The 25,431-nt window shown below is 65.0% G+C and carries 22 protein-coding genes; 4 read left to right on the forward strand and 18 right to left on the reverse strand.

The window, feature by feature from the left end; genetic code table 11:
• Positions 1-3: 3 nt before the first annotated feature.
• Entirely contained in the window at positions 4-1,029 is a 1,026-nt protein-coding gene (locus tag ABIB99_RS21445) for a glycoside hydrolase family 5 protein (RefSeq protein ID WP_354177484.1), read from the forward strand.
• Between the two features lie 50 nt (positions 1,030-1,079).
• Here the strand turns inward: ABIB99_RS21445 and ABIB99_RS21450 are convergent, their stop codons facing one another.
• Genes ABIB99_RS21450 through ABIB99_RS21470 form a run of 5 tightly spaced genes read right to left on the reverse strand, consistent with a single transcriptional unit; the run spans position 1,080 to position 7,156 of the window.
• Positions 1,080-2,444, reverse strand: coding sequence for a four-carbon acid sugar kinase family protein (locus ABIB99_RS21450; protein WP_354177485.1), 1,365 nt, complete (start codon positions 2,442-2,444; stop codon positions 1,080-1,082).
• Positions 2,441-3,649 carry a ribulose-bisphosphate carboxylase large subunit family protein gene (locus ABIB99_RS21455; protein ID WP_354177486.1) on the reverse strand — a complete coding sequence of 403 codons (1,209 nt, stop codon included), beginning with the start codon at positions 3,647-3,649 and terminating at the stop codon, positions 2,441-2,443. Before ABIB99_RS21455 ends, ABIB99_RS21450 begins: the two co-directional genes overlap by 4 nt.
• A 15-nt stretch (positions 3,650-3,664) precedes the next feature.
• The gene (locus ABIB99_RS21460; RefSeq protein WP_014496479.1) at positions 3,665-4,204 is read right to left on the reverse strand and encodes a VOC family protein; all 540 of its coding nucleotides are present in this window, start codon (positions 4,202-4,204) and stop codon (positions 3,665-3,667) included.
• A 19-nt stretch (positions 4,205-4,223) separates the two neighbouring features.
• Positions 4,224-6,134: a TRAP transporter large permease gene (locus tag ABIB99_RS21465; protein ID WP_502917507.1), complete on the reverse strand. Its 1,911-nt coding sequence runs from the start codon at positions 6,132-6,134 to the stop codon at positions 4,224-4,226.
• 5 nt (positions 6,135-6,139) lie between these two features.
• The gene (locus ABIB99_RS21470) at positions 6,140-7,156 is read right to left on the reverse strand and encodes a TRAP transporter substrate-binding protein (protein WP_354177488.1); all 1,017 of its coding nucleotides are present in this window, start codon (positions 7,154-7,156) and stop codon (positions 6,140-6,142) included.
• Positions 7,157-7,292: 136 nt separating this feature from the next.
• Here ABIB99_RS21470 and ABIB99_RS21475 point away from each other — a divergent pair, with 136 nt between their 5' ends.
• Positions 7,293-8,348 carry a LacI family DNA-binding transcriptional regulator gene (locus tag ABIB99_RS21475; protein WP_354177489.1) on the forward strand — a complete coding sequence of 352 codons (1,056 nt, stop codon included), beginning with the start codon at positions 7,293-7,295 and terminating at the stop codon, positions 8,346-8,348.
• A 307-nt stretch (positions 8,349-8,655) separates the two neighbouring features.
• On the opposite strand, the gene ABIB99_RS21480 is transcribed toward ABIB99_RS21475, so the two are convergent.
• On the reverse strand, positions 8,656-9,387 hold the full coding sequence (locus tag ABIB99_RS21480; RefSeq protein WP_166353801.1) for a DUF3750 domain-containing protein: 732 nt from the start codon (positions 9,385-9,387) through the stop codon (positions 8,656-8,658).
• A 122-nt stretch (positions 9,388-9,509) separates the two neighbouring features.
• Here ABIB99_RS21480 and ABIB99_RS21485 point away from each other — a divergent pair, with 122 nt between their 5' ends.
• Together ABIB99_RS21485 and ABIB99_RS21490 are read left to right on the forward strand one after the other, a co-directional pair.
• A complete protein-coding gene (locus ABIB99_RS21485; RefSeq protein WP_071917581.1) occupies positions 9,510-9,770 on the forward strand; it encodes a hypothetical protein in 261 nt (86 codons plus the stop codon).
• Between the two features lie 356 nt (positions 9,771-10,126).
• Complete coding sequence (locus ABIB99_RS21490; RefSeq protein WP_354177562.1) at positions 10,127-13,231, forward strand: DEAD/DEAH box helicase; 3,105 nt, start codon at positions 10,127-10,129, stop codon at positions 13,229-13,231.
• A 7-nt stretch (positions 13,232-13,238) separates the two neighbouring features.
• Here ABIB99_RS21490 and ABIB99_RS21495 read toward each other — a convergent pair whose 3' ends face one another.
• The 12 genes from ABIB99_RS21495 to ABIB99_RS21550 form a co-directional block, all read right to left on the reverse strand.
• Positions 13,239-14,213 (reverse strand): tripartite tricarboxylate transporter substrate-binding protein, encoded by a 975-nt coding sequence (locus ABIB99_RS21495; protein ID WP_247308832.1) that lies wholly within the window; start codon positions 14,211-14,213, stop codon positions 13,239-13,241.
• Between the two features lie 26 nt (positions 14,214-14,239).
• A complete protein-coding gene (locus ABIB99_RS21500) occupies positions 14,240-14,953 on the reverse strand; it encodes a GntR family transcriptional regulator (RefSeq protein ID WP_282518547.1) in 714 nt (237 codons plus the stop codon).
• Positions 14,954-14,976: 23 nt separating this feature from the next.
• Positions 14,977-15,717, reverse strand: a complete 741-nt coding sequence (locus ABIB99_RS21505) for an SDR family oxidoreductase (RefSeq protein ID WP_166097621.1) — start codon at positions 15,715-15,717, stop codon at positions 14,977-14,979.
• Between the two features lie 19 nt (positions 15,718-15,736).
• Complete coding sequence (locus ABIB99_RS21510) at positions 15,737-16,507, reverse strand: SDR family oxidoreductase (protein ID WP_354177563.1); 771 nt, start codon at positions 16,505-16,507, stop codon at positions 15,737-15,739.
• A gap of 15 nt (positions 16,508-16,522) precedes the next feature.
• On the reverse strand, positions 16,523-16,903 hold the full coding sequence (locus ABIB99_RS21515) for a carboxymuconolactone decarboxylase family protein (RefSeq protein ID WP_014496467.1): 381 nt from the start codon (positions 16,901-16,903) through the stop codon (positions 16,523-16,525).
• A 41-nt stretch (positions 16,904-16,944) separates the two neighbouring features.
• Positions 16,945-18,180, reverse strand: coding sequence for an ABC transporter substrate-binding protein (locus ABIB99_RS21520; RefSeq protein ID WP_028155747.1), 1,236 nt, complete (start codon positions 18,178-18,180; stop codon positions 16,945-16,947).
• 34 nt (positions 18,181-18,214) lie between these two features.
• A complete protein-coding gene (locus ABIB99_RS21525) occupies positions 18,215-19,465 on the reverse strand; it encodes an ABC transporter substrate-binding protein (RefSeq protein ID WP_354177490.1) in 1,251 nt (416 codons plus the stop codon).
• A 33-nt stretch (positions 19,466-19,498) separates the two neighbouring features.
• Complete coding sequence (locus tag ABIB99_RS21530; protein WP_354177491.1) at positions 19,499-20,206, reverse strand: ABC transporter ATP-binding protein; 708 nt, start codon at positions 20,204-20,206, stop codon at positions 19,499-19,501.
• The gene (locus ABIB99_RS21535) at positions 20,193-21,965 is read right to left on the reverse strand and encodes a branched-chain amino acid ABC transporter ATP-binding protein/permease (protein ID WP_201266221.1); all 1,773 of its coding nucleotides are present in this window, start codon (positions 21,963-21,965) and stop codon (positions 20,193-20,195) included. Before ABIB99_RS21535 ends, ABIB99_RS21530 begins: the two co-directional genes overlap by 14 nt.
• Positions 21,966-21,967: 2 nt before the next feature.
• Complete coding sequence (locus ABIB99_RS21540; protein ID WP_354177492.1) at positions 21,968-22,903, reverse strand: branched-chain amino acid ABC transporter permease; 936 nt, start codon at positions 22,901-22,903, stop codon at positions 21,968-21,970.
• A gap of 113 nt (positions 22,904-23,016) precedes the next feature.
• On the reverse strand, positions 23,017-24,411 hold the full coding sequence (locus tag ABIB99_RS21545; protein WP_354177493.1) for an MmgE/PrpD family protein: 1,395 nt from the start codon (positions 24,409-24,411) through the stop codon (positions 23,017-23,019).
• A 30-nt stretch (positions 24,412-24,441) separates the two neighbouring features.
• Positions 24,442-25,335: an NAD(P)-dependent oxidoreductase gene (locus ABIB99_RS21550; RefSeq protein ID WP_014496460.1), complete on the reverse strand. Its 894-nt coding sequence runs from the start codon at positions 25,333-25,335 to the stop codon at positions 24,442-24,444.
• Between the last annotated feature and the right edge of the window lie 96 nt (positions 25,336-25,431).

The following is a 25,431-nucleotide window of genomic DNA, read 5'->3' on the forward strand; positions in this document are numbered from 1 at the left end:
AGGATGACCGCCCCCCGCGCTCGCTGGTCGAGACGCTTCAATCTTGCCGCAGCTGCTTTCGTCTTCGCATCGCTCTGCTCCGACGCCCATGGCGCCGGGCAGGTCGTGCCGCGTGATGCCGCAAAATTGGGACGCGGGATCAACATTCTCGGTTACGACGGAATCTGGGAGGGCGGTCAGAACGCGCCGTTCCGTCTGGACAATTTGACGGCGATCAGAAAGGCCGGATTCTCGCACGTCAGGATCAATTTCTTCGGCTTCAAGTTCATGGATCGCGGGAACGTGCTGGATGAGGCCGTGCTGAGAAGGCTTGATGCCGTCATCGAGGAAATCCTCGCCAGGAACCTCGTTCCCATCGTCGACGAACACGACACGCATGTCTGTCAGCGTGATGTATCCGAATGCGGCGAGAAGCTCAGGGCATTCTGGCGGCAGATCGCGGAGCGCTATGCCGGAAGATATCCCAGGCTCGTCTTCGAGGTCTTGAACGAGCCGGGGGGACAGATGACGTCCGCCAGCTGGAATTCACTCCTCAACGACTGTATCGGCATCATCCGCCGCACCAACCCCGAGCGGCGGGTCATTGCTGCGGTTCTCAACACTGACGAGATTCCCATCGACGATCTGGCTCTCCCCGCCGACGACAGGAACCTCATCGTCACCTTTCATTATTACGCGCCGATACCCTTCACGCATCAGGGTGCGCCATGGTCCGAGACGTTCGCGCGCATCGGGCCGCTGGATTGGGGCAGTCCGGACGACGAAGCTAGGGCGGCCGCTGATTTCGAGAAGGTCAGCCGGTGGTCGGAGAGAGAGAAGCGCCCGATTTATCTCGGCGAGTTCGGGGTATACGAACGGGCTCCATCCGAGAGTCGCCAGAGATACCTGTCGTTCGTGGCGCGAAGCGCCGACAGACGTGGCTGGGCCTGGGCCTATTGGCAGTTCGACCATGATTTCGCGGCCTTTGACAGCGCCCGTCAGGCCTGGAAGCCCGACATCCTGCGCGCCCTGATCCCGCCGGTCCGTTGAAGCCGCGATTCACAGCCAATATCGGCCAGATCACGATCGCCTAGCGGCGGCTAACCGCCGTCTCTGGCCCGGCAGAACAAATCGATCCCGCCGACCTGTCCGCCCTTGAGCGCGATCTCGATATTCGCATGCGCGCGATCCGATGATGCGCGGTTGAGTGGCGCGCCTTCCGCGAGAGGGGCGATCGCGGTCAACGCATAGATGCCCATCGCCTGCAGCGCATGTCCGGACGTGTCGCCGCCGGCGACCACGGCGCGAGGAAGCCGCGCGGTTTCCAGAATGGAGCCCAGCGCGTGGCCGAGCCCTGCGCCGATGCGCTCGTTCACTGCGCTCGCCGTTGCGCCGCTCGCCTCGATGGCCGCGTTGAGCGCACCGATGGCGGCATCGTCGGGGCCGCTTGCGGTGATCAGGAGCGCATCGCGCCCCGACGCGAGTGCTGCGAGCGCACGCTCGGCAGCGCGGCCGATCTCTCTGGTCCATTCAGCCGCGTCGACGGCGCGGGTCGCATCGAGCCGCTCGATATCGAAGCCGTTGTCCGCGGCATGGGCGATCTGCGCGGCGGTGACGGGCGAGCAGGAGCCGGAGACGCAGGCGATGCGCTCGACGCCGGCAAGGCGCAGATCGGGCTTGCTGTCGGCAATCAGGCCCGCCGACCGCCAATAGGCGACCAGGGCCTGCTCGACGCCTTGCGAGCCGGCGACAAAGAGGCGTTCGCCGCGATATTCCCAGATCAGGCGGCCGGCTTCGATCAGCGAGGCCTGGTCGAACACGTCGAGCGAGATGATCTCGGTGCCGGCGCCCCTCGCGCGCATCAGCGCCAGATCCGCGCCGCCATTGGCCATGGTGACGAAGTCGATCAGTCCGATCGATCGCGCCGTCTGTTTTGCAAGATGTCGGCCGAGATCGGACTCGTCCATCGGCGTCACCGGATGACGCGACATGGTCGGGTGCCGGTCGAGACGATGGCCGACGCCATTCACGGCCGCGAACAGATGGCCGAACATCTGATAGCGGCCCATCGCCGGCGATCCCACGAGCAGTGGATGCCAGCTTCCGCCGAGCTGCGGCACCGCGAGATCGATCGCACGCCCGATCGAGCCGATCTGCGGCGAGGAGTCGAAGGTCGAGCACACCTTGTAGTGTGCGATCGGCGCGCCGATACCTGCGAGCACCGCGAAAGCCGGCGGCAGGTTTTGCTCCATCCAGGCCGGATCCTTCGCGCGCGCCGTGCCGGCGATGCCGATGCCGCGGTACTGCCCGATAGAAGCGAGACGTTCGGGCGTCGGAGGTTCGAGGAACAGGATGGTCGGCAGGCCCGCGAAGGTGAGGGCCTCCATCGCCGCGGACGAGCCGGTGTAATCGTCGCCGTAGAAAGCAACGAGTGGACCGTCGGGCAGGGCGGACGCGCCGCTCACGGCTGCGGACTCGCCATCGCGGCGTCCCATGCCGCGCGCAAATCGGCAACGCCGGCGGCCGGTCCGTCGGGATGGGCGAGAATGCCGCCGCCTGCTGCGAAGATCAGATCTGTCGAGCCGAGTGCGCGCCAGGTCGGTGCAGCCTGCGCTGGCGTCTGGCCCGAGGAGAACACGGGCATCGCGATGCACGGCTTGTGCGCGAACATCGGCGTCAGCGCCGCCCTTGCGGATGTGACCACGCTGTCATCGGTCTCGCTGAACTTGTTCCCGATGCCGTTGACGTGCATGTGGTCGGCGCCGGCCAGCCGCCAGATCTTGTGCCACGCCGTATAGTCCCAGCCCAGTGCCGGATGACGGTTCAGCGCACCCCAGCCGTTGCGATGCGCATGAACGGGAAGCTGCGTGTGGCGGCCGAGCTCGACCATGCCTGTGAGCCCGACCGAGTTGATGCTCGCCATCACGCAGGTGCCGCCTTCAGCCAGCACCAGATCATGCCGGCGGCGCATCTGGTCGATCTCGCCGGTGAGGTTGAAGGCGATCATGACCTTCTTGCCGGTTCGATCAGCGTGGTCGTTGACGACGCGCATCACGGCGCGCACGCGCGCGTCGAACGGACAATAGGCGCCGTCCGATTGCAGCTCGTCATCCTTGATGAAGTCGATGCCGGCCTCGCACAGCGTGGCGACCAGATTGGCCGTCTCGGTGGGGCTGAGCCCGATGCTCGGCTTGATGATGGTGCCGATCAGCGGGCGGCCGCTGACACCGGTCAGCTCGCGCGTGCCGGCGACGCCGAATTTTGGTCCGGTATAGGCGGCGGCAAACGCGAGCGGCAGGCGCAGGTCGAGCAGGCGCAGGCCGGTCAGCTGGCGCAACTCCCAGAGATTGCCGGCGATCGCCGTGACGAGATTGGGCAGTGACGCGCCGATATTGTCGAGCGGCCATGACAACGTCACGCGCGCGCGATTCCAGGGGCCATCGGGGTTGATCGGGCGGGCGACCGGGAGCGACGGCGCGGAGATTGCATCAAGCAACTCGATGCTCTCGACTCGGGCGGCCGCACGCGCTTTCAGCTCCGGCGTTTCGCCGGGCACCGCAACGAACGTGCCGCTCGACTGCTCGCCCGCCATGGTTTCCGCGGCAAGACGCGGATCTTCTGGCGTCTCGATCAGATAGTCGGCTTCGATGCGAACGGGATTTTGCGTCACGGGAGCGCAGACAATCTAGAGCTTGGTAAGATCGGGGAACGGCCGCACGGGGTCGCGCCCGTCCCAGCCTTTGGCGGCTGCGCGGATGAGGTCGAACATCTTGCCCTTGGGTCCCGAGACTTCAGACAGTTCGATCACCGTTCCCGGATGATACTCCGTGTCGAAATAGACGAAGCGACCGCGCGCGCCGACTTCGCCGCTCATGACCGGCTTGAAACCCTCCGCTTCGAGACGGGAGAGATCGGCGTCGTAGTCTTCGGTCCAGTAGGCGACGTGCTGCAGACCCTTATGTCCGGCTTTCAGGAAGTCGGCATACATCGACGGCGCATCGTTGCGGATCTGGATCAGCTCCATCTGCAGCGGACCGGAATTGGCCAGCGCCACCGAATTGTGCGGCTCATAGGCCTTGCCGCGATAGTGGTAGTTCACGATTGGAACCCGCGGATTATAGAACCACGGCCCGATGCCGAGCTCGCGGCTCCAATAATCCATGGCCTTCTCGATGTCGTCAACGACGTAGCCGGCTTGCCGGATCTCACCAAAAAAACGGCTCATTGCATGATTCCCATGATCTTCAGAATTTGAGGAAGCCGATCGACAGCCACGGCACGGCCGCGACGATGGCGAGGCCGATGAAGAGCGCCGCGACATAGCCCCAGATGTGCTTGAGGCCTTCGTCCGGCGATATCTTGCTGATCGCGCAGGCGCCGTAATAGCCGACGCCGAACGGCGGCGCGAACAGGCCGATGCCCATCGCGAGGATCACGACCATCGCATAGTGCACTTCATGCACGCCGGCCTGCTTCGCAATCGGAAACAGCAATGGGCCGAACAGCACGATGGCCGGAATGCCTTCGAGCACGCTGCCGAGCACGACGAAGGCCACAATCGAGATCGCGAGGAAACCGTACGATCCGCCGGGGATCGCCGCCATCGCCTTCGCCAGCTGTTGCGAGAAGCCGGATTGCGTCAGTCCCCAGGCCATCGCCGTGGCGCAGCCGATGATGAAGATGATCGCGCCCGTCAGCGAGGCCGTCTCGACCAGCATGGATTTCAGCCGCCGCCAGGGAAACTGGCGGTAGACCACAAGGCCCATCAGCACGGCGTAGGCGATGCCGATGGTCGAGACCTCCGTGGCAGTGGCAACACCTTCGACCACGGCAGTGCGGATCACGAAGGGCAGCAGGATGGCGGGCAGGGCGACCATTGTGAGTTTTGCGATCTCGCGCTTCGAGGCACGCCGCACATGGCTCAGATCCTCGTTCCTGTAGCGCCGCCACACCACCACGCAGAGCGCGGTGCCCACGACCAGGGCCGGCAGCAGCCCGCCCGTGAATAGCGCCGCGATCGAGACACCGGTCACCGAGCCGATGGTGATCAGCACGATGCTCGGCGGAATGGTCTCGGTCTGCGCGCCGGTGGCCGATAGCAGCGCGACGAGATCGCCGGCTTTGGCGCCGCGCCGCTGCATCTCCGGCAGCAGCACCGGCGCGATCGCGGCCATGTCGGCGATCTTCGAGCCGGAGATGCCGGAGACCAGATACATGGCCCCGATCAGCACGTAGGACAGTCCGCCCCTGACATGCCCGAGCAGGCTGGCCAGAAACTGGATCATGGCCCGCGCCATGCCGGTCATTTCGATCAACGCGCCGAGGAAAATGAACAGCGGCACCGCGAGCAGGATCAGGTGCGACATGCCCTCATCGAGACGGCCGACCATCACCATCATCGGTACGCTGGTTGTCAGCGCCAGATAGCCGAAGGTCGCGAGCGCAAAGGAGAAGGCGATCGGTACGCCGGCGAACACGTTGGCCGCGACCACGCCGACGAAGAAAATGATGAGATTGTAGCGTCCGAGCGGGGCGAGCAGCGGTCCGGCAAGCCAGAACGCGGCAATCAGGACGGTGATGGTGATAAGGGCCGCGACGATCAACGCGGGGCGGTGATGCGTCGCGAGCCGGATCGCGGCGACGACGACCATCAGGGTCATCCCCACGGGAATTGCGGCTGCGCGCCAGGCATTGCTGATCTCGAGCGCCGGGGTGACGATGACCTGTTCCTCGCTCGCATAATCGAAGGCGGGATGCAGGATCAGCGCCAGCAGGGCTAGCGGCGCCACCGCCGCGATCGTGTCGAGAAAGGCGCGCGCGCCCGGGCCGACATGGCTGACGAGGCCTGTCATGCGCATGTGCTCGCCCCGGCGCAGCGCGATCACCGCGCCCAGCATCGAGAGCCAGAGAAACAGGATCGAGGCCAGTTCGTCCGACCAGATCAGCGGGCTGTGGAAGACGTATCGCATGATGACGCCGGCGAGCATGATGCCGATCTCGACCAGCACGACAGCGGCCGCGGCGGTCTCGACCACCGCACCGAGCCAGCGGTCGACGGTGCCCAAGGCGCTCGCAAGCTTGCGCGTGCCCGCAGCGGAAGCAGGGTGCGCGGCCGCCGCCAGATAGTCCGTCATCTGATGCTCTGCGATCGTCATCGCGCTCAGGCCAGCTTGCCGACGGCGCCTTCGAGCAGCGCCCAGGCTTCGTCGCCGAAGCGGCCCTTCCATTCGCCGTAGAAGCCGGAGTCGCGCAATTTTGCGCGGAACGAGTCCGGTGAAGGCGTGGTGAATTTCATTCCATTGCGCTGGAGATCGGCCTGCACGGTCGCATTGAACGTCTTGATGTCCTCGCGCTGCTTCAAGCCGGCATCGTTGATGGCGTTGCTGACGATGGTCCTGAGATCGGCGGGAAGGGCGTTGAAGGCGCGGGCGTTGGCGATGAACCAGAAGCCGTCCCAGATGTGGTTGCTGATCGCGCAGTACTTCTGCACCTCGTAGAGCTTCGCCACCTGGATGATCGGCAGCGGATTTTCCTGCGCGTCGACAATGCGCGTCTGGAGCGACGAATAGACCTCGCTGAATTGCAGGCTGGTCGGCGAGGACGACAGCGCCTTGAACATGGAGATGCTGAGCGGAGACACGGGCACGCGGATCTTGAGGCCGTCCATGTCCTTGGCGCTCTCGATCGGCTTGGCGCCGCTGGTGATCTGGCGGAAGCCGTTGTCCCACATCTTCTCGAACGTATGGAGGCCGACCTTGGCCATGGCGGCACGGATATGCGCGCCAAGCCCGCCGTCCATCGCTTTCCAGACCTGATCGTAATCGGCAAAGGCAAAGCCGACCGCATTGATCGCGGCGATCGGCACCAGGGTCGCGACCACGAGCGCGGAGGGCGTGAAGAAGTTCAGCGCGCCGCTGCGCACCTGGGCGAGCATGTCGGTGTCGCCGCCGAGCTGGTGGTTCGGGAAGATGACGATCTCGACCCGGCCATTGCTCTCCTTGGCGACGCGGTCGGCGGCTTCCTGGGCGCGGATGTTGAGGGGGTGCGTCAGCGGCAGGTTGTTGCCGTATTTCAGCGAGAACTCGGCCGCCCGGGCCGGGCGCGAGAGACCGCCGATCAGGCCCGCGGCGGGGAGGGCGGACAGGGCTTGCAGGGCGCGCCGACGGGTCAGGGACATGGGCTTCTCCTCCAACAGCGATTTGATGTTATTTGATGTTTCTGCGACAATGTTGATGCGAAAATTGCGACTTAGAGCTAGCATGTCAAACGATAAAGATGATGGTTTTTGATGTATTCGACGGTTGGGCCTCGGAATGAATAAACCGGTGGCTGCTTCGCTGAGCCGCATCGTTGACGTGGCGCGCCGGGCCGGCGTCTCTACGGCGACGGTCGACCGCGTGCTGAATCGCCGGCCCGGTGTGCGGGCGATTACGCAGCAGCGGGTGCTCGCCGCCGCGACCGAGCTCGACTACATGCCGGCCGAGAACATCCTGGCGGCGATGCGGCCCAAGCCGATGCGGCTGCTGTTCCTGCTGCCGGCCGGCACCAACCGCTTCCTGTCCACGCTCGGGCAGCTGATCGCGCATTCCGACGGCCGGCTCGCGCCCTTCAACGTCCATTGTCAGGTCGACACCATCAAGGGCTTCAATCCCGACCTGCTGGCACGCCAGCTCTGGCGGGCCCGCGACAAGGCCGACGGCATCGCTTTCATGGCGCTCGAGCATCCCGTCGTGAGGGAAGCCGTCGACCGATTAGCGGAGCACGGGGTGCCGACGGTGACGCTGATCTCGGATATCCTGAATGCGCGCCGCGCGGCCTATATCGGACTGGACAATCGCTCGATCGGACGCACCGCCGGCTATCTGATCGCGCGCTTTCTGGGCGAGCGTCCGGCCAAGGTCGCGATGATCGCGGGCAGCCGCAGCTACCGCGCGCACGAAGAACGCGAAATGGGCTTTCTGCACGTCTTCGAAGAACTGTTCCCGGCGATCAAGGTCGTGGGCCTGCGCGAAGGCCATGATGACGCCGACCGCAACTATCGCCAGACGCGCATGCTGCTGGGCCAGCATCCGGATCTTGCCGGAATCTACAATATCGGCGGCGCCGCCGATGGTGTCGCTCGCGCCCTGAACGAAATGAACCGGGCGCGTGATGTGGTCTTCATTGGCCATGGTCTGACCTCGGATACGCGCAGCTTTCTGCTCGATGGGACGATGGATGCCGTCATCACTCAAAATCAGCTCAACACGATGATGAGCTGTGTCGGCATCTTCGACAATCTGCGCGCCGGCCGCAGCGCCATGCACGGCATCGAGGCGCCGCGCAGCGAGATCATCTTTCGCGAAAATATTCCGGCGCTTGGGGGCTAGGATTCAAGCAGGCTTGCTGGACCCATGGTCGTCCTGGTCGAGCGCATCCTTAGCCTGATTGCCACGATGCAATTTTGCCGGTGTTTTGCCCGACGAGTCAAATGACCGGCGTCTGAAGACATCGGGCTCGTCGAGCGGCTCAACGTGCGTTGCAGGAGAGATGCCTCTCGTTCTGCGCGCGCAAGGCAATTCACCCAAGCCTCATCTCGACTTAGGCCGCGCCACCGCGACCAACCAGCCAGGGGCGGTTCTACTGTGCATGGGGTTGTTTTTCAGTTTTTTGTTTGGCGAGGCGCCGGCGGGCGCTCTACAGGCCGGCTGCGACGCCCAGGCGGCCGATGCCGGGGAGCTTGAGCGCCGGCCGCCGGATGTCGATCCCCAGCACCGCGCCAAAGAAATTGATCTCGAACCCTTCGACCCAGCCGACCGTCATGCCGAGGTAACCCGACAGCGAGGCGTAGGCGCCGGTGCGGGAAGGGGTGATGCCGGCCCAGCGTCCGCTGTACGGATAGTCCTTGCCGACCGCGGTGGGTGGAAGGACGGCGCGAAGCTCGGGAACGGCGTCCAGCGCCGCCTGCACGAAGGTGTTGGAATTCGGTCCGGGCCAGGCGCTGTAATCGCCGTAGGCGCGGAACTGGTAGGTCTCGACCACGTGGCGGATCTTGGGGATCAGCGCTTCGGCCCGTGCGCCGTCGACCGCCACGACGGTTTCGGGCATGGCCCCGAACCAGCGGCCGTCGGGTGCAAATCCGTTGCTCCGGATCGGGTCGCCCCACGCCGTGTAGTCGTATCGGCTGTAGGTGCTGGCACCTTTCTCCTTGACGACGATCCAGCTGTGGACGGCGAAAATGCTGCGCCACCGCACCGTGCGCGCGGCAAAGACCCGGATCAGCGCGTCCGGATTGGCCGATGCCGGCGGCAACAGGCCGGCGCTCGAGCGATCCGCCGTCTGCCAATTGCCCCGGCCATCGCCGAACAGATAATAGCGTCCGGCCGACAGTCCTATCGGCACGAAGACCAGCAGCAGGAAGAGAATCAAGAGTTTCCTCAAGGGCGGACGGTGGTCAGGCGGGACGACACGATTAATATAGTTCGCCCGGCGGGTCGCGCCAGCGCGCTTCTGCTCTTGCATTTGGGAGGTGCGCCCCCATGTTCCCGATTATGATGAAACTGTCCCTCATCGAAGACCAAGCCATCCAGGCGCGAATCGCGGGCATCGCGGGCGCCGAGACGTTCGATCGCATCTTCGCCGGCATCCGATTCGACGAGATCGACGGCAATCTGCTGTTCGCCATTGCCAGGGACGAAGACTGCGCGAGCGAGATCGAGGACGAGTTCTCGCATCACCTCGCGGTGGTTGCGACTCAAGTCCTCGGGCAGAGCGTCGACGTGGTCGTGGTGCTGCCGAAGGTCCTGCAGTAGGCCTTATTTTGCCGTGCAAGCGGCCTCCCGGGCTTGCATCCATGCTTTCCAACGCAATCGTGAAATTGTAATGACGTGCTTGGGCGCTTAGGCCCGGTCCGCGTTGTCGACCGAGCTCTACGGCAGGGCTCGTCGGCGCGCGACTCTATTTCTAAAACAAAGTTGGATACACATTGGCGTCCACCAAAAAAGCCCGGGCCGCGACCGGCGCGAAAAAGACCAAGGCCAAAAGCTCGAAAGGCGAGAGCCCGAAGACCAAGAGCTCGAAGAGCAAGGGTTCGAAGAGCACAGAGAGTAAAGGCTCGAAAGGCAAGAGCGCGTCGCGTTCTACGGTCTCGTCCTCATCGCCTCTCGGCATGCTGGCGCTGCATCTGCGCGAGCAGTGGGAGAAGTCTGGCCGCGACGGCCTCGTCTTCCTCTGCGACAATGAGAACAGGGCGGAGCGGCTGGGTGGCGTGATCCACGCGCTCGACCCTTCGGTCGACGTGCTGGTGTTCCCGCGACTGAACAATCTGCCATTCGATGGTCTGGAGCCGTCGCGCGAGATCGCGGGCAGGCGGAGCTCGGTGTTGCGGCGCCTTGCCAAGGCAAGGAAGCCGGTCTTCCTCGTATCGACCGCAGAAGCCATCATGGAGCGACTGCCGCTGCCGGCGAGCTGGTCAAAGACCAGCCTCAGCCTGAAAGTGGGCGCGGCCTATTCGGAAGCCGAGCTGGAGCGCCGTCTGGAAGCTCTCGGCTACGACCTCGACGAAGAGGCGGAATATCCCGGCGGCGTCCTGTTCCACGGCAAGACGTTCGAGGTGTTTCCCGCGGGCGGACTTGGTCCTTTCAGGATCGAACATTCCGACGGTGTTATCCGTAAAATCGTTGCCGTCGATCCGGTCGAGCATGAGGTCGTCTACGAGACCAGGGAATTGCTGATCGATCCGATGTCCGAACAGATTGCGCTCGGAGGCAAGCGCGGACAGCGGGCGACGCTGCCGGATTATTGCGCTCGCGCGCGGTGGATCGTGGATGCCGGCGTACCGGGCCATGCCGATATCTGGCTGGGCACCATCGAGGAGGCCGCTGGCCGCAGGGATGCGGAGCGCGAGTATCTCGGACGGGCGGACTGGAAGCGGCTGAAGAAGCGCATCAGCGTGCTTCCGCAAAAATCGGCCTTCACACCGACGCCCGATTTCTCGAAAGCCTCATCGCCAAGAAAGATCCTCCGCGCATTTATTGACGACATGCAACGCGCCGGGTCGCGGGTGCTGTTCGTCGCGGCCGTCGAGGATGACCTTCGCGCGATGGAGCGGATGAGCGGGATCAAGGCGGAGCGCTGTGCCGATTGGAGCGAGGCGACAGAGGGACGGGATCGCGAAACGGCGTTCCTGGCCGACTTCGATGCCGGCTTCGTCGGGGCCGGCCGCAAGCCTCTCGTCATCGTCACCGCGTCGGACGTGCTCGGCAGCAGAGCCCATCATCCGCAGCCGATGGCGAGAGCCTGGACGGCCGCGTTCGACCATCCCGACGTCCCGGAGCGCGGCGCGGCGGTGGTCCATTTGCAACGTGGGCTCGCTCTGCTCGACGGCTTGCAAACCCTCGCCATGGGGACGGGATCGCGGCGCGAGATGGTCAGGCTTGCGTTCGCGGGAGACAACGCCGTTCTCGTGCCGCCGGCCGATCTTGCCTTGATCTGGCCGTATGCGGCCGAGCCCGGCAAGCTGGCACGGGACAAGGCGGACGGGAGCACATGGTGGGCGCGGCGGACCGAGGCCGAAGCGGAGATTCAGGTCGCAGCCAAGGCGCTCGCGAAGCACATCAGCCAGCGCCACCGCCGCCGCGCGCCGAAACTGGTCGCACCCGGGCCGCTCTATGAAAGGTTCGTTGCGCGTTTTCCGTATTTCCCGACCGTCGATCAGGCGAAGGCCATTCAGGACGTGCTCGATGATCTCGCGGCAGGTCATCCCATGGACCGGGTGGTGTGCGGCGACGTCGGATTTGGAAAGACCGAGGTCGCGTTGCGCGCGGCAGCTGCCGTGGCGCTGTCCGGGAAACAGGTGGCGATCGCGGTGCCGACCACGGTCCTGGCGCGGCAGCATGTCGAAACCTTCCGCAAGCGCTTCGGTCCTCTCGGTATCGACGTCGGAAGCCTGTCGCGAGCGACCTCCGGCCCGGAGACGCGAGGGATCAAGGAGGGCCTGCGAAGCGGCAGGCTGAAAGTCGTTGTCGGCACGCAGGCGCTCTCTGCAAAGGATGTGAAGTTCGCCGATCTTGGCCTCGTCATCATCGACGAAGAGCAGCACTTCGGCGCGGCGGAGAAGGCGAAGCTTTCTGGGCTGGCAAAGAATGCCCATACGCTCTGGATGAGCGCGACGCCCATCCCGCGCACGCTCGCTGCTGGTCTTGCGGGCTTCCGGGATCTCAGCGTGATCGCAACGCCGCCGGTTCACCGGCTTCCGATCGTGACCAAGATCGCTCCGCTGTCGGATGCGGCCATTGCCGGAGCATTGCTTCGCGAGCGGCGGCGGCACGGACAGAGTTTTCTGATCTGCCCGCGCATCCAGGATCTGGAGCCGATGCTGGCGCGCGTGCAATCATTGGCGCCCGACCTCCGCATCGTCTGCCTTCATGGCAAGATGCCCGTCGACGATCTCGACGACCGCATGATGAGTTTCGTCGATGGCGAAGCGGACGTCCTCCTGGCGACCAACATCGTGGAAAGCGGTCTCGATATCCCGCGCGCGAACACCATCGTGGTGTGCTGGCCCGAAAAGTTCGGCCTCGCACAGCTCCATCAGCTCAGAGGGCGGGTGGGACGCGGCGGAACGCGCGCCTTCGCCTATCTGCTGACGGAGTCGACCTCGGAACAGTCCGAGAAGCGTTTGGCCGTCCTCGAGGAGTTCAGCAAGCCCGGCGCCGGCTTTGCCATCAGCGAGCGCGACCTGGACCTCAGGGGCGCCGGCGATCTGTTTTCCGAACAGCAGTCCGGGCACGTGCAGGTGTTCGGGCCGGTGCTCTACAGTCATCTCCTGAAGCTCGCCTCGGAAAGAGTGAACGACTCGGGCGCCTTTCTGTGGGTGCCGGATCTGAATCTGCCTGTCGGCGACATGTTGCCTGAAGGTTATGTGCAATCGGAAGCAATGCGGCTCGAGATCTATGGTCGCGCCGCCAGATGCCGGAGCGACGACGATCTGGAAGACCTGGAGGAGGAGACCTCGCGGCGTTTCGGCAGGCTCCCGCCGGAGGCGCGCGATTTCTTTGCGGCCGCCAGGCTCCGGATCGATTGCAAGCGGCGTGGCATCGTCAGGCTCGATGTCGGGCCCGAGGCCGTCGCCGCGACTTTCCTCCCCAGGCGGCTGCGGAAATCCAGGGCGCGATCGCTCCAGCGCGACGGCGATCGCGTCGTCTGCGCCGCCCGCGGGCATGCGGATCCGTTCGGCCGGATCGAGGAATTCCTGGAGCTTCTGGACGAGTGAAGCAGGCCTACTGCGGCTCGATTCCGGCTGCCTTGATGATCCGCCCCCATTTGGCGATCTCCGCCTTCAGGAAGGCTTCGAGCGCAGCCGGCGTCGCACGCTCGGCCTCGACCGGAGCCATGCTGAGCTCGGCAAAGCGGCTGATCAAAGCAGGGTCTTTGAGCGCCGTCTGCAGCGCGCCGACGAGCTGGTCGATCACGGGCTTCGGCGTGCCGCGCGGCGCGTAGAGGCCATACCAGGTCGTCACATCGAATTCGGGAACGCCGGCCTCGGCCGAGGTCGGCACGCCGGGCAGTGTCGCGACGCGCGTCTTGCTCGTGATCGCGTAGCCCTTGATCGTGTTCGACTGGATGTAAGGCGTCGGTCCCGTCGCGGGATCGCAATAGACGTCGATATGGCCGGCGATGACGTCGTTCAGCGCGGGCCCGCCGCCCTTGTAGTAGATTTGCGAGAGTTTCGTATCGGTGGTGCTCATGAACATCAGGCCGCAGAGCTGCGAGGCTGAGCCGAGGCCGACATTGCCGAAGGTCATCTTGTCGCCCTCGCTGCGGATGCGCGCGATCATCTCACCGAGATCCTTGGCCGGGAAATTCGGCCGGGCCACCAGGATCATCGGGACATCAGTGACGAGCCCGATCATGGCGAAGTCGCCGACGGGATCGAACGGCAGCTTGGCATAGAGCGCGGGCGCGGTGGCCTGGCCGACATGCATCAGGAGCAGCGTGTAGCCATCAGGCGCGGCCTTGGCGACGCGGTTGGTGCCGAGTGTGCCGCCGGCACCGACGACATTCTCGATGACGATGGACTGCTTCAGCGTCGCGCTCATGGCGTTGCCGAGAATCCGCGCGATGACGTCGCCGGGGCCGCCGGCGGAGAACGGCACGATCATCGTGACCGGGCGGGTGGGGTAGTCGTCTGCGATTGCCGCGCCGCAGGGCGAGAGCAGGAGACACAGGATCAGCGATCGTACCAGAGACAACATCGAACACTCCCTGAATTCTTGTTTTTCTAGTCGTCGGAAGGCGCCGCCTCCTTGGCGGCGTTTCGTTCAATCATGTCGAGCGCGGCCACCGCAGCCGCATTGATGTGATCGACGCAGCAGCGCTCGGCGAGATCTGGATCGCCGTTCTGGATCGCGCGCCAGATCGCGGTGACCTCGCGCAGGCTCTTGTTGATCCGTTTCGGCTGCGACATCGACGTGATCCGCAACAGTTGGATCCGGTCGTGCAGCGGCTTGAGCATGCGCTCGATGAAGGCGTTGCGGCAGCCGCCGATCAGCGCGGCGTAGAAGTCGGTCTTGGCTTCGAGGCTCCCGACGAGGTCCTGCTTGGCGGCGGCCGCCTTCAGCCGCGTCAGGGCTTCCCCGATCCGCCGAGCCACTTCCGGATCGTGGAGCCTGGCGCATTCGCGGCCGGCAAATCCTTCGAGCACCGCGCGCGCCGCGTAGAGCTGCCGGGCTTCTTCGAGGCTGATCGTGGAGACGACGGGGCCGCGGTGCGGGACGATGTTGACGAGGCCGTCGGCTTCGAGGGCACGCAGCGCTTCACGGATCGAGGGCCGGCTGACGCCCATCATCTCGCAGAGCTCGCGCTCGACCAGGCGCTGGCCCGGTTTGAGCGTTCCGGACATGATCGCCTCGCGCAGCTTTTGCGCGACCATCGCCCGGACGGTCGGGACGTCCTCGATGCGGAGTGTCGACTGCAATTCGCTACGTCTTTCCATGTCCGGACCCTGGTTGGGAAAAGTCAGTACCGGTTTACAGGCAGAATCATCATTTCGGCAATTTGAACGTGCGCGGGCTGGTCCAGGGCGAAGACGATCGAACGGGCAATATCGGCAGGCTCGAGCGCCATCCTGAACTGGTCGAAATAGTCCTTTTCCTTCTGCCTGTCGCCGCGGTAGCGGGTCAGGATGATGTTGGTCCGGGTCAGGCCTGGCTGGAGTTCGGTGACCCGGATCGCGGTTTCCGCCAGCTCGCCCCGCAGCGTCTCGGTGAACATGTGGACGCCCGCCTTGCTGGTGCTGTAGGCGGCCATATCGGGGACGATCCGGACGGCGTTGATGGAGCTGATGTTGACGACATGGCCGGCGTTGCGCCTGACCATGTCGGGCAGGATCGCGCGGGTGACGCGCATCAGGCCGATCAGATTGGTCTGGATGATGTTGGACCAGTCGTCGGCGGAGCCGGCATCGAACCGCGTCCGCCCGCCGATATCGTGCCCGGCGTTGTTGATGAGGACGTCGACCGGCTTGAACTGCGCGGGAATGGCGTCCGGCAGGCGATCCACGGCCTGCCCATCGCTAATGTCGAGCTGGATCGGAAACACCGCGTTGCCCGCCGTGGACGCGAGTTCCTGAAGCGCCTTGGCGTCGCGATCGACCAGCACGACGCGGCGGCCGCTTTCCAGCAAGGCCTTAGTGATGGCGCGTCCCATGCCGCCGGCGGCACCCGTCAGCACGACGCTCTGGCCCGATTGTTCAGTCATCGCAACACTCCCAATGCTTTCATGCGACCGACCAGCCGCCGTCGATCGGCAGGCTGGCGCCGGTGATATCGCTTGCCGCGGGCCCACAGAGAAAGACGACCATGGCGGCGACCGCATTCATTTCGACGAAACGCCGCGTCGGCTGGCGCTCGCCGAGATATTCCTTGGTCACGTCGTCGACCGGACGGCCGCTGTTCGACGCGATCGTTGCGATCTTGTTCAGGATCGCGGGCGTTGGCAGCGTGCCCGGGCAGAGCGTGTTGCAGGTGATGCCGCTCCGCGCCGTCTCGATCGCCACCGCACGGGTCATACCGAGGATCGCAGTCTTGGTGGTGACGTAGTCGATGCGGTCCTCGACCGCGCGGCTCGAATAGATCGAGCCCATGCTGATGATCCGGCCCCAGCCGCGCTGCTTCATGGCTGGCAGCGCCAGGCGGATCAAATGGAACGGCGCCGACAGGTTGACGGCCAGCGCCTGCTCCCAGCGATCGGGCGGAAACTGCTCGATGGCGGAGAAATGCCTGACCACGGCGTTGTTGACGAGGATGTCGATGGCGCCGCAGCGGGCGAGCAGATCGGCCATCATGGCCTCGATCGCCTCGCGCTGGGCGAGATCGGCGCCGGCCGAGACGACCTCGACGCCGAAGCGGGCGCGGAGGTCATCCGCGGCCTGTTTCGGCGCGACGAGATCATGAAGGACGATGTTGGCGCCCGCGCCGGCAAGGCCTTCCGCGACGGCGAGGCCAAGGCCCGCGGTCGCACCGGTCACGAGTGCCCATTTGCCCTTCATCGTCGTCACGCTCCGTTACTTCTTGTCGAGCTCGGCGAAGACTTCCTTCGCGTTCCGGAACGCATCCACGCCGGCCGGCACGCCGCAATAGATCGCGACCTGCATGAACACCTCGCGGATCTCCTCCTTGGTGGCGCCGTTGGCGAGCGCGCCGCGGACATGGGTTTTCAGCTCGTGTGGGCGGTTGAGCGCGCAGAGCATCGCCAGATTGAGGAAGCTGCGCGTCTTGCGCGTGAGGCCGTCGCGGCCCCAGACGTAGCCCCAGCAATACTCCGTGGTGAGGTCCTGCATCGGACGATTGAACTCGTCCGCGGATGCGATCGCCTTGTCCACGAACTCGTTGCCGAGCACGCTCTTGCGGATTTCGAGCCCGCGGTCGTAGGTCGCCTTGTCCATGTTGTTCTCCGTTTCTCTTTCGGGCGTTGTCAGTTCTCAGTTCAGTTTTTGGGCCAGAACGGCTGCGCCAGCGCGAGCTGGGGCGGGAACACTGTCACCGGCACGCCGGACTGCCACTGCACGATGGTCATGCCGGCGCCGACGCGGCGGCCCTTCTCGTCGAACTTGATCTCGCCCAGCGGATAGTATTTCGAGGGGCCGGCATCCATGGTGCGCAGCGCCTCGCCGACGGCAACACGGTCGGCCTTGCCGGCCTTCTCGAGCGCGTCCTTGATCACCCACATGTCGCCATAGGTGGAGATCGCGTTCTGCGTCATCCACGGCTCCTTGTAGCGGGTCTTCAACTCGGCGATCAGCGCCTCGTGGCCCTTGGCGCCCCAGCTTGCGACGCAGGTCAGCACGCCCTGCAGCAGTTCGGGGCTGACGGTTTGCAGCATGTCGGGCTCGGCGATCGCGATGCCGAACGAGATGGTCGGAATCTTGCCCTGGCCGAGGCCGAACTCGTTCATTTTCTCGAGCAGCAGTTTTGCGTCCGAGATCACCGTCGGCAGGAAGAACAGCAGATCGGGTTTCGCCGAACGGATTTTCTGCACCAGCGACGTCGCATCAGCCAGCGGCGGCGTGAACGTCTCGTCCACGATCAGCTGCAACTGGTTCTCCGCCAGCAGGCCCTCGCGCATCGCCTTTGCGGAGGCGATCGAGGCCCCCGTGTTGTCGGTCAGGATCGCGACCGTCTTCGGCCGCTTGCCGGAGGCCGTCTCCGCCAGCTTGATGATCTGCGGCAACGCCTGCCGTGCCTGCGAACCTGCGGTAGCCGCGGTCTGGAACACGTATTTGAAGCCGCGGTCGGTGATCAGGTCGGAATAGGAGAGGGTGAGGACGGGCAGGCTGGCGCGCTCGGTGACTTCGGTCACCGCGAGCGTGAACGAGGACAGGTACGCGCCGCTGGCAGCAACCAGATCGGTCTCCTGCGCGACCATGCGCTGGGCGGCGTTCTTGGCCTTTTCCGTGGTGTCGCCGGAATCGAGCACGACCAGCTTCAGCTTGGCGCCGCCGAGCGCCTTGATGCCGCCTTGCGCGTTGATGTGGTCGACCGCCATCTCGGCGCCCTCACGCATCACTGTTCCCGGGCGGGCGTAGAGGCCGGAGATCGGCACCAGCAGGCCGACCTTCACCTCGGAAGGTTGCTGCGCCCAGGCGCGGGATGCGATCAGCGTGCCGGAGGCACCGGCAAGCAATGTTCGCCGCGAGATCGTGATTTTGCTCTTTGCAGTCATGACAATTCTCCTCCCTGAAAAATCTCGCGACGCTTTATGATTTCTTCGGCCAGAACGGCTGCGCCTGCGCGAGTTCGGGCGGATAGACGGTGACAGGCACGCCCGATTGCCATTGCACGATGACGACGCCGGCGCCGACGCGGCGGCCCTTCTCGTCGAATTTGAGCTGACCGCCCGGATAGTATTTCGACGGGCCGGCATCCATGGTGCGGAAGGCCTGTGCGACCGAATTGCGGTCGGCCTTGCCGGCCTTCTCCAGCGCCTCCTTCATCAGCCACATGTCGCCATAGGTCGAGATGACGTTCTGCGTCATCCAGGGCTCCTTGTATTTGGCCTTGAGCTCGGCGATCAGCGCCTCGTGGCCTTTCGAGCCCCAGTTGGCGACGATGGTCATGATGCCCTGCACGGTCTCCGGGCTCACGCTCTGGAGCATGTCCGGCTCGGCGATGGTGATGCTGAACGACACTGTCGGGATCTTGCCCTGGCCGAGGCCGAACTCGCTGATCTTCTCCAACCCCAGCTTGGCATCCGACACTGCATTCGGCATGAACAGGAGCAGATCGGGCTTGGTCGAGCGGACCTTCTGGATCAGCGGGGTGGCATCCGACAGCGGCGGGGTCCAGACTTCCTCGACGACAAGCTGGAGGCCTTCCTGTGCGAGCAGTTTCTCCTTCAGCGCCTTGGCGGTGGCGACGGATGTCGCGGTGTTGTCCATCAACATCGCCACGGTCTTCGGCTTCTTGCCCGACGCATTCTCGGCGAGTTTCATCAGCGTCGGCAGGCCGAGCTCGGACTGGCGACTCGCAGTCGCGGCGGTCTGGAAGATGTACTTGAAGCCGCGGTCGGTCAGCAGGTCCGAATAGGACAGTGTCAGCACCGGTAGTTCGGCGCGCTCGGTCACCTCGGTGACGGCGAGGGTGAAGGAGGAGAGATATGAGCCGGTGGCGGCGACGAGATCGGGTTCCTGCGCGACCATGCGCTGAGCCGCGTTCTTGGCCTTCTCGGTGGTGTCGCCGCAGTCGATCACCACCAGCTTCAGCTTGGCGCCGCCGAGCGCCTTGATGCCTCCTTGCGCGTTGATGTGCTCGATGCCCATTTCGGCGCCCATTTTCATCACCTGGCCGGGGCGGGTGTAGATGCCCGACAGCGGGACGATCAATCCGACCTTGACCTCGGCCGGCGCCTGCGCACGTGCCACGCCGGCGAGGCCGACGGCGGCGGCGCCCGACAGCACGGTCCGGCGCGTCAGTCCTTTTGATATGCTGCCCTTCGATGTCTTGTTCACCTTGTTGTCTCCCTGCTCTTTGTTTTTTGTTCGTCACATGCCGAGATAGGCTTTGCGCACGCGATCATCGGCGCGCAGCGTGTCGTTGTTGCCTTCGAGCACGACGTGTCCGGCTTCGAGGACGTAGCCGTGGTCGGCGGACTCCAGTGCTTCCGCCACGCGCTGCTCGACCAGCAGCATGGTCAGCCCGGACTGACGCCGGATATCGATCAGCCGCTCGAAGATGAAGTCCGCGGTCGACGGTGCGAGCCCCATCGAGGGCTCGTCCAGCATCAACAGCTTCGGCGAGGAGGCGAGGCCGCGGCCGATCGCTAGCATCTGCTGCTGGCCGCCGGACATCGTGCCAGCGAACTGGTTGCGGCGTTCCTTCAGCACCGGCAGCCATTCGAAGATGCGCTCGATGTTGGTTTGCCAGTCGCGCCGGCCGCTTTCGGTCATTGCACCCATTTCGAGGTTCTCCATCACCGTCAGCGACGGGAACACCTGGCGGCCCTCGGGGACATGGGCGATGCCGAGATGGGCGCGCTGCGGCGGCGGCACCGCGAGGAGATCGACGCCGTCGAACGTAATTCTCCCGCCGCTCGGCTTCACGATGCCGCAGATTGTCTTGAATAGCGTCGTCTTGCCGGCGCCGTTGGGCCCGACGATCGCGACGAACTGGCCCGCGCCGACATTGATCGACACGTCGTTCAGGACGGGCTTGGCCGAATAGCCCGCGCTTAATCCCTCAATTCGCAGCATGGCCCGCCCACTTCTTGCCGAGATAGGCCTCGATCACCCGGTTGTCGCGCGTCACCACTTCGGGCAGGCCCTCGGTGATGACGGCGCCATGGTCGAGCACGAGGAATCTGTCCACCAGGCGGACCATCGCCTGCATGGTGTGCTCGATGATGGCGATGGTCATGCCGTCGCGTGCGAGCTGCTGGATCACGGCGACGACCTCGTCCGCTTCGCCGTGGCCGAGGCCCGCAAGCGTTTCGTCGAGCAGCAGAATGCGCGGCTGGCCGGCGATCGCGCGGGCGAGCTCCATCAGCCGCAGCTCCTTGGTCGAGAGTTCGCCGGCGACATGGTTGGCTACGGCGGAGAGCCCGACGCGGGCGACTGCGTCGGCGGCAAGCTTGCGTGCCTCCGCATCGGAGCGGGCGCGCACATAGGCCCCCACCACGACATTGTCGAGGATCGACATGCGCAGGAATGGCCGCATCACCTGGAAGGTGCGGCCGATGCCGGCCTCGCAGATCACGTGCGGCCGTTGGCCGGACATGTTGCGGCCGTCGATCAGCACCTCGCCCTCGCTCGGCTTCAGAAAACCGTTGAGGAGGTTGAACAGCGTGGTCTTGCCGGCGCCGTTCGGGCCGATGATGCCGAGGATCTCGTTCTTGTGCAGCTTGAAACTGACGTCCTGAACGGCTTTGAGTCCGCCGAAGGAGCGCGAGAGATTGCGAACCTCGAGCATCACCTCGCCGGTGGCCGCACGCTGCCGCGCGGCGGGCTTCAGCGCCGTGACGTTGGCGACGGCCGTTTCCGGAGTGTCGCTCGCCGTGGCCTTGGATGCATTTCGCTTGCGCAGGAGATCGCGCAGTTTCCAGAACAGGCCTTCCGGCGCGAGCAGGATGACGCAGACGATAGCAAGGCCGAAGATGACGCCCTGAATGCCGGGGATCCGTGCACCGGCCTCTGCGTGCAGGATCTCGGCGAGTGGGATCAGGATCACGGAGCCGATGACCGGCCCCCAGACCGTGCCGACGCCGCCGAACATCGCGACCGTGAGCGCCTGCGCCGACACCAGCATGCCGAACACCGATTGCGGGGTTACGACCAGCAGCACCTGCACATAGAATCCGCCGATGGCGGCGGCGATCGCGCCGCTCAACGTGATCGCGCGCAGCTTCCAAGCCAGCGTGTTGATTCCGGCCGCTTCTGCCGCAGCCTCGTTCTGCTTGATCGCGAGCAGCGCCATGCCGAAGCGGGATCGCTCGATCACCTGCGTCAGCACGATGGTGGCAAGCATGATGGCGAGCCCCAGCAGCGTGTAGATGTGAGGGTCGGAGAACTGCATATAGGCGATCGGCGCGTCGCGCTTGATCGGAAGCGTGACCTCCTGGAAGCCGAGCCACTCGAACACGTAGAGAATGGCGAGCGGGTAGGCGAGCATCGCGAGCGCGAAGTAGTGGCCCTGGAGGCGGAAGGTCGGAAATCCGATCAGCAGCCCGGCGATGCCGCCGAGCATGGCGGCGACCGGGATTAGCAGCCAGGGGGAGATATCGAAATAAATCTGCCCGAGCGCGGTCGCATAGGCGCCGATCCCAAAGAAGGCGGCGTGGCCGAACGAGATCAGGCCGGTGTAACCGCTGAGCAGATTCCAGGACAGGCCGAACACCGCCCACACCGGCACCAGCGTCAGGATGAGCTGGTAATACGAGTTGGTGACGCCGAGTGAGATCCCGGCGTAGGCGAGCGTGAAGAGCAGGGGAGGCAGCAGTGAACGCATCCGGAGCATGGTCACGTCCTCTCGACCATGCGCCCGAAGAAACCTTGCGGACGGAAGAAGATGATGAGGAGGAAGACGGCGAAGATCGCGGCATTCTGCAATTGCGTCGGCAGGATCAGCGTGGACATCTGCTGCACGAGCCCGATCGTCATGCCGCCCCAGAAGGCGCCGATGATGCTGCCCATGCCGCCGAGCACGACGCCGGCATACATGACGATCACGTATTCGAGGCCGACGAAGGGATGGAACGGATAGTTGGTCGCGAGCAGGCCGCCGGCAATCGCGGTGATGCCGCAGCCGAGCGCGAAGGCCGTGCGGTGCGCGCGGTCGACGTCGATGCCCATATAGGTCGCGGCGGTCGGATTGTCGGCCGCGGCGCGCAGCGACTTGCCGATCCGGGTGCGCGTGATCAGCAGCGAAAGCAGAATCATGATCGCGAGCGAAACGATCGCGTCGATGCTGCGCGCCTTGTTGAGGAAGATGCTGATGTCGAAGAAGGGAATGAACTCCCAGGCCGAGCTCGACAGCGGCGTGCGGATCGAGGCCAGCACCGATCCGAACACGATGAGGCCGCCGTTCTGCAGGATCAGCGCGATGCCGAGCGTGAGGATGAGCTGGGCGTAATGGCCTTCGCCTTCCAGCGAGGCGGTGCGTGTACCCGAGACGCGCGAGATCAGCGCCAGATGGACGAAATAGCCGAACACGGCGAGCACGGGGCCGGCCAGCAGGATGGCGACGAACGGCCCCACCGTGTTGCCGAACAGCGCCTGGATGCCGGCGGCGGTGAAGAGATAGAAGGCGGCATACATACCGAGCATCATGAAATCGCCATGGGCGAAGTTGATGACGCGCATGACGCCGAAGATCAGGCCGAGCCCGACGCACATCAGGCCGTAGACGGCGCCGATCAAAAGGCCCGCAGCGAGCGCTTGAAAGAAGCCTTCCATCAGCCCCGCCTCCGCGCGGCGCGAGCGCCGGCTTGCTGGCGATTGTGCGCCGTCGGCACTGCTAGGCTGGTCTCCCGGTCGACCATGTTTCCCCCGTATTGTTTTGGCATTTCTTATGATGCCGATCGTAAAACTCGTTCCGGCGCATCCAGACGACACTGCGCTGCGATGTCGCCGGCATTGCCGAGCTGCTCGCAGCCGTCGATGAGTTGCTCGAGCCGGTGCGCGCGGTCCTCGCCGAGGGCGCGAATGGCGGCGGCGCGGAAGCGCGCACGAATATCTGAAGGCGTTGCGGCGATGACGTCGGGCAAAGCGTGCCGGATCGTTCGGCCGCTGCGCAGATGCACGGTCACCTCTGCGCCCTGCTTGCCGGGGAAGGCGGCGGTGAAGCCTGGATCTGCCCCGAGATCGGTGACCGCGACCAGGCGAATGATGTCGGCATCATCGAGTTCGGAATAGTTCTCTTCCTCGATCTCGCCCCGCGTCAGCGTCGCAGCAACGCTGAAGGGAATGCTCATCTTGGCCTGAAGCGCGTTGCGATAGGGCCCCATGGAGTCGCAGCCGGGATAGCGAACGGCGGCATCGGGTGCGCGAATGATGACGCGGTCGATCTCCTCAGTGCTGGCGAGCTCGTGCGAGACGCGGAGCGCTGCTTGAGCCGCCGTCTGCGCGAAATTGCAGGCCGGGACCGGCTTGTTGTAGACGGCCATGATCTCGCTCTCGCCATCGGGGAAGAGCGTGATGCTGTCGGGCGCGGCCTGGCGGCGATAGGCGGCGAACAGGCCGGCTTCGCCCTCCAATATGGTTTCCGAGCCGAATGCGCCGGCCGCGGCAAGACCGATCGCCTTGATGGCGTTGCTGGAGGCAAAGCCGGGATGAAAATACATGTCGGAGCCGCCGGCATGCGGCCACTCGTTCAGCCCGCTGGACGTATTGGCCGCGATCGCGACGGCGCTGGTTGCGGCGTCCTCGGAGAGGCCAAGCGCGAAACTTCCCGCCAGCGCCGCGCCCGGAGGTGCGACCAGCCCAGTCGGGCGATAGAGGCGTGCGAGGTCGGAGGTCAGGAGCGCGCGGCCGATCCGCGCGCCGGTCTCATAGCCGATGATAGCGGCAGCGAGCAGCCTGGCTCCGTGCAGCGGCGTCTGCTCCGACAGCGCGAGCAACGTCGGCCAGATCACGACGCCGTGGTGCGCGATGCTGGCCGCATGCATGTCCTCGCGGACGAGGCCGTGCCCCATGACGGCATTGGCAAAGGCGGCATCGGCCGACGAGGAGAGTTGTGACGTCCCGATGATCGTTGCGTTGCCGCCGGCCTGCGCGATCGCAACCGCCTGACGGCTCCAGGGATGATGGCCGGCCTCGAAGGCGCAGGACAAGAAGTCGAGCAGACAGAGCTTTGCCTTCGCGACGACCTCCGGCCCGAAATCTCCAAGATCAAGCGCAAGCACGCTCCGCGCCATCTGGCGCGCGAGCGAGACCTTGCCTGATCCGGTCGGGCCGATCGTCATCGCAATCGCTCTCCTTGAAGGCTTGCGTGATCAGCCGCGCATCTCGACCCCGGCCCACTCCTCGAGCACCTTGGCGATCGAGGTGAAGTCGGACGATGCGCCGTACTTGGCGTTGGTGATCGCGAGCATCTGCCGCACCACCGCGCCGCAGACCATCGGCACGCCCATCGCCTCGGCCTCGTCGACGCAGAGCCGGACGTCCTTGTAGGAGAGGCCGGTGGCGAAGCCGAAATCGAACGTGCCGGGCAGCACCGCGCGGGGGAATTTGTCTTCGGACGCACTGTTGCGGCCGCTGCTGGCGTTGATGATGTCGATCAGCACCTTGGCGTTGACGCCGCCCTTGACGCCCATCGCGACGGCTTCGGACGTGATCACCAGCGCTGCCGCCGCCATCAGATTGTTGGCGAGCTTGGCCGTCTGTGCCACGCCGGGCTTGTCGCCGGTGTAGAACAGCTTGCCGAAATTCTTCAGGATCGGCTGCACGGTCTCGTAGGTCGCCTGCGGGCAGGACACCATCACGGCCAGCGTGCCGTTGACGGCGCCCTTGATGCCGCCGCTCACGGGCGCATCGACCAGCGTCATGCCCTTGGCCTTGAGGCCTTCCGCAACGATCTTCGCGGCGCCGGGACCCGAGGTCGAGAGATCGATGACGATCTTGGCGCGGCTGCCGCTGCTGATGCCATCTTGTCCGAGCGTGACGGCCTTGACGATGTCGGGCGTCGGCAGGCTGGCGAGCACGATATCGGCGCGCGAGGCGACGTCGGCCGGCGATTTGCCGAGCTGGGCGCCGCGCTTGACCAGCGGCTGGGTCGCTTCAGTCTGCGTGTCATAGATCACGAGCGAATAGCCCGCGTCGATCAATCGCCCCGCCATGGGGCCGCCCATGCGGCCCGTGCCGATTACGCCGAGAATCTCTCCCGCCATCGTCTACTCCCTGTCGCGCGACCCGTGACGGGCGCGCCTTCTTGATCTCGTTGGTCAAACGCTTTCGCCGGCCGGCCTTCTCGGCCGCCGTCGTCG

Source organism: Bradyrhizobium sp. LA6.1, assembly GCF_040547805.1.
Lineage (GTDB): Bacteria > Pseudomonadota > Alphaproteobacteria > Rhizobiales > Xanthobacteraceae > Bradyrhizobium > Bradyrhizobium barranii.